We start from the raw sequence: 8,079 nt of genomic DNA, 5'->3' as shown, positions 1-8,079 counted from the left end.
GTCGTGCCGGAGCCGCGCATCGGCACCTGGGAGCGCGTGCACGCGCTGCTCGGCGGCGAGCCGCACGCGTGGCTCGTCACGAGTTCGGAAGGCGTGCGCAATCTGCACGAACTCGCGCACGCGCACCTGACCGACGCCGAGATCGACGCGCTGAAGCACGCGCCGCTCGTGACGCCGCACCCGCGGATCGAGCAGACCGCGCGCGCATTGGGTTTTGATAGGATTACGCTGACCGGCGCGGGCGATGAGCGCATCGTCCGCGCGTTTCGAACGATGGCCGACGAGGCCGTCCAACCGGCGACAGCCGCACCGGTGACAACACGCATGACTGATACCAACGAATCCAAAAGCGTCTCTTCCCAGCCGGCCGCTGCGTCCGCGACGCCGTCCAGCCCGCCTTACATGTCGTCCGAGCCGCCCGCGCGCCGCGGCGGCAGCGCCGTGCTGTGGCTCGTCGTCGTCGTGCTTGGCTGCGCGGCGGGGGTCGGCGCCTATGCGCTGAACCGCAAGATCGACCGGCTCGACGGTTCATTCGTCACACGCCAGAAGGCGCTCGACGCGCAGGCGGCCGAAACGCGCACGAAGACCGAGCAGGCGCTCGCGAGCGCGCACCAGGTCGACACGCAGCTCGCGCAGCTCGACGGCAAGCTGGCCGATGCGCAGAACGCGCAGCAGGCGCTGCAGCAGCAGTACCAGGATCTCGCGCGCAACCGCGACGCGTGGATGCTCGAGGAGGTCGACCAGATGCTGTCGAGCGCGAGCCAGCAACTGCAGCTCACGGGCAACACGCAGCTCGCGCTGATCGCGCTGCAGAACGCCGACGCGCGTCTCGCGACGTCGCAGAGCCCGCAGGCGGTCGCGGTGCGCAAGGCGCTCGCGCAGGATGTCGAGAAGCTGAAGGCCGCGCCGTCCGCCGATCTCACGGGCCTCGCGATCAAGCTCGACGACGCGATCGCGAAGATCGACGCGCTGCCGCTCGCCGGCGAGGCGATCGTGCCGCACGCGGCGCCGAAGGGCGACGCGCCGGCGGATGCCGCAAAAACGAACGCCGCGAACGCTGCGGCAGCCGCGGCCGGCGAGTCGCGCTGGAAGGTCTGGTGGCACGACTTCTCGGCCGGCCTCGGCCAGCAGCTGAAGGGCCTCGTGCAGGTGCGCCGGATCGACAACGCGGACGCGATGCTCGCGTCGCCCGATCAAGGCTACTTCGTGCGCGAGAACGTGAAGCTGCGCCTGCTGACGGCCCGCCTGTCGCTGCTCGCGCGCAACGAGCCGGCGATGAAGGGCGACCTGCACGCCGCGCAGGCGTCGCTCGCGAAGTATTTCGACCAGGCGTCGCGTGACACGCAGACCGTCGAGGATCTGCTGAAGCAGGTCGACGGCGCGTCGCTGACGGTCGCGCTGCCCAACCTGAACACGAGCCTGAACGCCGTTCAGCAGTTCAAGAGCCGGGGGTAACGATGACGCTTCGAGGAATCGTTTGGCTCGCCATCCTGTTCGCGATCGCCGCGGCGCTGGCCACCGTCGGCCGCTTCGACACGGGGCAGGTGCTGCTCGTCTATCCGCCGTACCGGGTCGACCTGTCGCTGAACCTGTTCGTGATCGGCATCGTCGTGCTGTTCATCGTCGTCTACGCGCTGCTGCGCATCGTGCGCAACATCTGGCGCATGCCGCAGCGGGTCGCCGCGTATCGCGCCCGCACGCGCAACGAGAAGGCGCAGGCGTCGCTGCGCGACGCGATCGCGAACCTGTACGCGGGCCGCTTCTCGCGCGCCGAGAAGGCCGCGCGCGACGCGCTGTCGATCGACGCGAACCAGGGCGCGGCGAGCCTCGTCGCGGCCACCGCGGCGCACCGGATGCATGAGTACACGCGCCGCGACGACTGGCTGTCGAAGGTCGACGCGCCGGAGTGGCAGGACGCGCGCATGCTCGCTGCGGCCGACATGCGTGCGGACGCGCGCGACGCCGACGGCGCACTCGCCGCGCTGGCCGAGATGCAGGCGGGCGGCAAGCGCATCCACGCGCAGCAGGTTGCGCTGCGCGCGCAGCAGCAGCTGAAGAACTGGGCCGAGGTGCTGAAACTCGCGAAGGCACTCGAGAAGCGCGAGGCGCTGCATCCGGCCGCCGCCGTGCGGCTGCGCCAGCAGGCGGCCGAGAACCTGCTGCGTGACCGCCGCCACGATCCGGACGCGCTGCTGGAGGTGTGGCAATCGCTGTCGGCGACGGAGCGGCAGTCGCCGCGTCTCGCCGATCTCGCGGCCGAACTGCTCGTGTCGCTCGAACGCCGGCCCGAGGCGCGCCGCGTCGTCGAGGACGCGCTCGCGCACAACTGGGACGCGCGCCTGTTGCGCCGCTATCCGGACACGGCCGGCGCCGATGCGCTGCCGCTGATCCAGAAGGCGGAAGGGTGGAAGAAGGATCATCCGGACGACGCGGACCTGCTGTTCGCGCTCGGCCGGCTCTGCCAGCAGCAGCAGCTGTGGGGCAAGGCGCAGTCGTTCCTCGAGGCGGCGCTCAAGCTCGCCGACAACGAGGCGCTGATGGTGCGCACGCATCGCGCGCTCGCGCGGCTGTTCGAGCATCTCGGCGAGTCCGACAAGGCGGCGAAGCACTACCGCGAAAGCGCGCTCGCGATCACCGTGGTCTGACGCGGGCCGACGCCGCCCGCCGCATGCGGGCGGCCCTCAGTGCCGCAAAGACTGCCCCGAACGCCAATCGGCCTTCGGGGCATTTTTTTGTTCGTTGCGAGCCGCGCTACGCGCCGAGCCTGCGCAGCAGGTCGTCCTCGCTCGCGACGAACCACACCGATTGCCCGCGATTGGACTCGCGCACGAGCGCGCGAAGCGCTTCGCTGCGCGCAAGCCAGCGGTCGATGTCGCCGACTACGCCGAGCCGGACGCCGTAGTTGACGAGTTTCTGCAGCACGGCGCCCGCCAGCCCGCTGTCGAGCCGGTAGAAGTCGTCGTGCAGCGCATTGGCGGGGACCGCGATCCAGTCGGCTTCATGCTCGTGCGCGAGCGCGACGAGGTCGAGCGCATCGCTTTCGCGCTGTACGAGGCCGGCGGCAGGATCGCGGACCAGCACGCGGCTGTCGGCGGTCCGGACGATTCGGTGGTGCATGCGGGGTGGCTCCGTTGACATGAGAAATGCGAGCACGGTGTCGCGCTGCCCGCGGATGAAGTGGTATTGATCCGGAAGAAACCGTACCTGCGCGTGCGGTACGAGACGCGTCAGGCGATCGCGCGTGTCGCGCGAATCGAGCATCACGTCGCGGCCGCCGACGATCGCCAGCACGGGCGCCGACAACGTGCGGAGCGCGTCATCGCCGAACACCGGGATCGTTTCGATGCGAGGCCGGAGGCCGCGATCCACGGCGCGCATGAGTGCGATTGCGTCGCGCTCGGCCGGCGTCGACGCCGGCGGCAGACGGCCGAGCACGCGCCGTCGTACGCAGGCGCGCCCGATATCACCGAGCAGCAGCAGCGGCAGCGCCCACCACAGGAACGGCTTCTGCCTGCCGATGCCCGACGGACAGAGAAGCGCAAGCCGCGTGACGCGCGCCGACCGACGCAATGCGAAATCGAGCGCCGTTCGCGCACCCAACGAGATGCCGACGAACGCGGCGCGCGACACCCGCAGGCCGTCGAGCACGTCGTCGAGCCACTGCGCGTACGCGTCGCTCGCGAGCGGTGGCCGCGACGGCGCGCTCGGTCCCGCTTCGCCGATCACGTCGATCGCGTAGAGCCGGCAGTGCTTCGACCATTCGACCGCGTAGTGCTGCCAGCTCGCCGCCGTCGTCTGTGCGCCGTGGATCAGCACGACCGGCGGCGCATGTTCCGGGCCGCAGGCGATCACATGCGTCGCGCCATCGCGTGTTGGCACGGTGACGCGCCGATGTCCGGCCGGCCAGTGCGACAGCGCAGCCTCGTAAGCCGCGCGAATCGCGCGTGCGTGGCGCGGCGACCGGAAGATCCCGCTCATGTCCCGCTGTGCTGCAGCAGCATCTCGAGCGACGACATCAGCGCGGCCGTGTCGGCTGGCGTCGCGGCGACGATGATCTTGACCTGGCTCGCGGCGGGATCGAACGTGACGTCGATCCGCACGGGGTCGACGTACGACGTGCGGCCGGACGCCATCGCATGCAGCGACCGCGACAGGTACTGGTGCAGCGATTGCGACGCGTCCGGAATGTCGACGATGCTGGTGACGCGCACCGCACGCGGCACGGGCGCCGCCGCGGCCGGCTTCGTCTGCGCGAACGCGGCGAGGTCGGCGTCGACGATGCGGTAGGCGCGGCCGACCCGCGTTGCACGCAGCTTGCCCTCGCGGATGAAGCGCAGGACTGTCTTCGGGTGGATGCGCAGGCGTGCAGCGGCCTCTTCGACGGTATGGAACATGGTCAGCCCATGATGCTCAAAATATTCCCTATTATTCCATTTAATAAGGATCAATAGGGAGCATTGTGGGAGTCAGGGCATTACTTTGGCGGGATACCGGACCCGCATCGGCTGGCGGGCGTCCATGCGCCCTGCGTCATTTGTCGACCAGCCGCTTCGGCACCGACAGCGCGAGCAGCCCGCCGAGCACGAGGAACCCTGCGAGCATGTACATGCCCGAGTCGTTCGCGCCCGTTGCCTGCTTGAGCCAGCCCATCATGTACGGGCTCAGGAAGCCCGCGAGGTTGCCGATCGAGTTGATCATCGCGATGCCGGCCGCGGCCGCGGTGCCGCCGAGGAACGAGGTCGGCAGGCTCCAGAACAGCGGCAGCGTCGTCAGGATGCCCATCGTCGCGAGCGTAAGGCCGAGCATCGCGAGCGCGGTCTCGTGCGCCCAGATCACCGACAGCACGAGCCCGAGCGCGCCGAACGCGGCCGGAATCGCGACGTGCCAGCGGCGTTCGCGGCGCTTGTCCGCGCTGCGCGCGATCAGGATCATCGCGACGACCGCGGCCGCATACGGGACCGCCGACAGCAGGCCGATCGCGAACGTGTCGGTGACGCCCGTCGCCTTGATGATCGTCGGCAGCCAGAAGCCGACGCCGTAGAGTCCCATCACGAACGAGAAGTAGATGAGCGCCATCAGCCACACGCGCGGGCTCGACAGCACGGTGCCGAGCGACGGGTCTTCCTTCGTCGCCTCCTCCGCGTCGACGTTGCGGGTGAGCAGCGCCTTTTCCTCGTCGGTCAGCCACGTCGCCTTCGAGATCCGCTCGTCGAGCGCGAAGAACACGAGCACACCGGCCAGCACCGACGGGATGCCTTCGAGCAGGAACAGCCATTGCCAGCCGTGCCAGCCGCTCAGGCCGTCGAACGCCTTCAGGATGAAGCCCGAGATCGGCCCGCCGATCACGCCGGACAGCGCGACGGCGGTCATGAAGAACGTCGTCATCCGGCCGCGCCGGTGCGCGGGATACCAGTAGGTCAGGTACAGGATCACGCCGGGAAAGAAGCCCGCTTCGGCGACGCCGAGCAGGAAGCGCATCATGTAGAACATCGCGGGCGTCGTGACGAACATCGTCAGGATCGAGATCACGCCCCACGTCGCCATGATGCGCGCGATCCACAGGCGCGCGCCGAGCTTGTGCAGGATGATGTTGCTCGGCACTTCGAACAGAAAATAGCCGAAGAAGAAGATCCCGGCGCCGAGCCCGTAGACGGTGTCGCTCAGGTTCAGGTCGGTCGCCATCTGCAGCTTCGCGAACCCGACGTTCACGCGATCGAGATACGCGACCACGTAGCACAGCAGCAGGAGCGGCGTGAGCCGCCACGAGACCTTGCGGTACGTCGCTTCCTCGAAGGCGCCGGATGAACCCGGCAGCGATTGCGTCGATGTTGCCATGTTGTCTCCTGTCCTTTTAGTTGGCCGGAGCAGGCGCATCGGTGCCTGGTCCGGTGTCGTGCGAAGCAATGCGCGGGTGTCGTGCCGGCTGCCGGCCCCGGCACGGTGCGACTAGGACCCGATGCGGCTAGATGCAGCGCCCGCCGTCGACTTCGAGGCAGACGCCCGTGATGAATTCCGCCTCGTCCGATGCGAGGTAGAGCGCCGCGTTCGCGATGTCCTGCGGCGTCGAGAAGCGGCCGAGCGGGATCGTCGCGAGAAAGCGCTGGCGGTTTTCCGGCGTGTCTTCGCAGCCCATGAACTCGGTCATCAGGCCCGTCTCGCCGAGCACGGGGTTGATGCAGTTCACGCGGATGCGGTCGGCGCCGAGCTCGGCCGCGAGCGACTTGCTCGCGGTGATCATCGCGCCCTTCGTGCTGTTGTACCAGACGAGGCCCGGGCGCGGCCGCACGCCGGCCGTCGACGCGACGTTCACGAACACGCCGCCGCCCTGCGTGCGGAAATACGGTACGAGCGTCTGCACGCACCAGTAGAGGCTTTTCATGTTGACTGCGTAGACGCGGTCGAACTCCGCTTCGGTCACGTCGAGCACGGGCTTGTTGCGGTGCGTGGTGCCGGCGTTGTTGACGACGATCTGCACCGCGTGGAAATCGTCGAGCGCGGCGGCGAGCAACGCGCGCCAGTCGTCGTGTTGCGACACGTCGCCGGCGACCGCGATCGCCTTGCCGCCCGCGAGCGCGATCTCGCTCGCGACACGCTCGGCCGCCGCGCCGTTCAGGTCGTTGACGACGACGTTCGCGCCTTCGCGCGCGTACGTCTTCGCGATGCCTTCGCCGAATCCCGAGCCGCCGCCCGTGACGATCGCCGTCTTGCCGCTCAACCGCATGGTGTGTCTCCTGGTTTGTCGTATGTGATCGTGTGCTGCTGAACCGCCCACCGCTGACCGCGCGTTCAGCCGTGCCGGATCGCGATGGTCTTCAGCACCGTGAAGCCGTACAGCGCCTCGAAGCCTTTCTCGCGGCCGTGGCCCGAATGCCCGACGCCGCCGAACGGCAACTCGACACCGCCGCCCGCACCGTAGTTGTTGACGAACACCTGACCCGCGCGGATTCGCCGCGCGATGCGCAGCTGACGCGCGCCGTCGCGCGTCCAGATGCCGGCGACGAGACCGTACGGCGTGCCGTTCGCGAGTGCGACCGCTTCGTCCTCGTCCGCAAAGCGCATCGCGGCGAGCACGGGGCCGAACACTTCCTCCTGCGCGAGCCGGTGTGTCGGCGGCACGTCGCGCAGCAGCGCGGGGGCCTGGTAGAAGCCGGTTTCGGGCGCCTCCGGGACGACCTGGCCGTGCCCGGCCATCGGAATGCCGTCGTGCTGCGCGTCGGACAGGAAATCCCATACGCGCTGCTGCTGCTTCGCATTGATCAGCGGGCCGCAGTCGAGATCCGCGCGGCTCGGGCCGACCTTGAGCCCGTTGAATGCGCTCGCGAGCCGTTCGACGAGCGGCTCGTACACCGCGCGCTCGATCAGCACGCGGCTGCCTGCCGAGCAGGTCTGGCCGCCGTTCTGCACGATCGCGTTGACGAGCACCGGCAGCGCGGCGTCGAGGTCGGCATCCGCGAACACGATCTGCGGCGACTTGCCGCCGAGTTCGAGCGTGACGGGCACGTGATTTTCGGCGGCCATCTGCGCGACGAGCTTGCCGGTCGCGGGCGAGCCCGTAAACGAGATGTGGTCGATGCCCGGATGGCGGGCGAGCGCCGCGCCGGCCTCATGGCCGTAGCCGGTGACGATATTCAGCGCGCCGGCCGGCAGCCCCGCTTCGGCGGCCAGCGCGGCGACGCGCAGCACCGACAGGCACGCGTCCTCGGCCGGCTTGACGACGCATGCGTTGCCGGCCGCGAGCGCCGCGCCGACGCTGCGCCCGAAGATCTGCATCGGGTAGTTCCACGGGACGATGTGGCCGGTGACGCCGTGCGGCTCGCGCACCGTCAGCACCATGTAGCCCGCCTGATAGGGGAGGGTTTCGCCGTGCAGCTTGTCGGCGGCGCCTGCGTAGAACTCGAAGTAGCGCGCGAGCGCGGCTGCGTCGGCGCGGGCCTGCCTGAGCGGCTTGCCCGTATCGCGTGCCTCGAGCGTCGCGAGCTCCTCGAGATGGGTCGCGACGAGTGCCGACAGTCGTTGCAGCACGCGGCCGCGCCCGGCGGCGCTCGCGGCGCCCCACGCGCCCGCGAATGCGTCGCGGGC

General features: G+C 69.4%; 7 protein-coding genes. 2 read left to right on the top strand and 5 right to left on the bottom strand.

The features are described 5' to 3' along the window. Together hemDX and G3N94_RS38075 are read left to right on the top strand one after the other, a co-directional pair. The coding region (gene hemDX, locus G3N94_RS38080; RefSeq protein WP_205799372.1) for a fused uroporphyrinogen-III synthase HemD/membrane protein HemX at positions 1 to 1,455 on the top strand (1,455 nt) is incomplete at its 5' end. A gap of 2 nt (positions 1,456 to 1,457) precedes the next feature. Continuing rightward, a complete protein-coding gene (locus G3N94_RS38075) occupies positions 1,458 to 2,645 on the top strand; it encodes a heme biosynthesis protein HemY (RefSeq protein ID WP_205799371.1) in 1,188 nt (395 codons plus the stop codon). Between the two features lie 106 nt (positions 2,646 to 2,751). On the opposite strand, the gene G3N94_RS38070 is transcribed toward G3N94_RS38075, so the two are convergent. From G3N94_RS38070 to G3N94_RS38050, 5 genes are all read right to left on the bottom strand, one after another. Then, the gene (locus G3N94_RS38070; RefSeq protein ID WP_205799370.1) at positions 2,752 to 3,978 is read right to left on the bottom strand and encodes an alpha/beta fold hydrolase; all 1,227 of its coding nucleotides are present in this window, start codon (positions 3,976 to 3,978) and stop codon (positions 2,752 to 2,754) included. Then, positions 3,975 to 4,394: a helix-turn-helix domain-containing protein gene (locus G3N94_RS38065; RefSeq protein WP_205799369.1), complete on the bottom strand. Its 420-nt coding sequence runs from the start codon at positions 4,392 to 4,394 to the stop codon at positions 3,975 to 3,977. The genes G3N94_RS38070 and G3N94_RS38065 overlap by 4 nt, the downstream gene beginning before the upstream one ends. A gap of 136 nt (positions 4,395 to 4,530) precedes the next feature. Further along, positions 4,531 to 5,835, bottom strand: coding sequence for an MFS transporter (locus G3N94_RS38060; RefSeq protein ID WP_205799368.1), 1,305 nt, complete (start codon positions 5,833 to 5,835; stop codon positions 4,531 to 4,533). Between the two features lie 127 nt (positions 5,836 to 5,962). Next, entirely contained in the window at positions 5,963 to 6,721 is a 759-nt protein-coding gene (locus G3N94_RS38055) for an SDR family oxidoreductase (RefSeq protein WP_205799367.1), read from the bottom strand. A 65-nt stretch (positions 6,722 to 6,786) separates the two neighbouring features. Then, on the bottom strand, positions 6,787 to 8,079 hold a 1,293-nt coding region (locus tag G3N94_RS38050; RefSeq protein WP_205799366.1), incomplete at its 5' end, for an aldehyde dehydrogenase family protein.

It is taken from the genome of Burkholderia sp. Ac-20353, assembly GCF_017104785.1.
Classification (GTDB): Bacteria; Pseudomonadota; Gammaproteobacteria; order Burkholderiales; family Burkholderiaceae; genus Burkholderia.
This window is presented reverse-complemented; position numbering and strand designations above follow the sequence as displayed.

Coding starts and splice junctions, on each gene's coding strand:
- G3N94_RS38075 (WP_205799371.1), top strand. CDS start 1,458: ATGACGCTTCGAGGAATCGTTTGGCTCGCCATCCTGTTCGCGATCGCC.
- G3N94_RS38070 (WP_205799370.1), bottom strand. CDS start 3,978: ATGAGCGGGATCTTCCGGTCGCCGCGCCACGCACGCGCGATTCGCGCG.
- G3N94_RS38065 (WP_205799369.1), bottom strand. CDS start 4,394: ATGTTCCATACCGTCGAAGAGGCCGCTGCACGCCTGCGCATCCACCCG.
- G3N94_RS38060 (WP_205799368.1), bottom strand. CDS start 5,835: ATGGCAACATCGACGCAATCGCTGCCGGGTTCATCCGGCGCCTTCGAG.
- G3N94_RS38055 (WP_205799367.1), bottom strand. CDS start 6,721: ATGCGGTTGAGCGGCAAGACGGCGATCGTCACGGGCGGCGGCTCGGGA.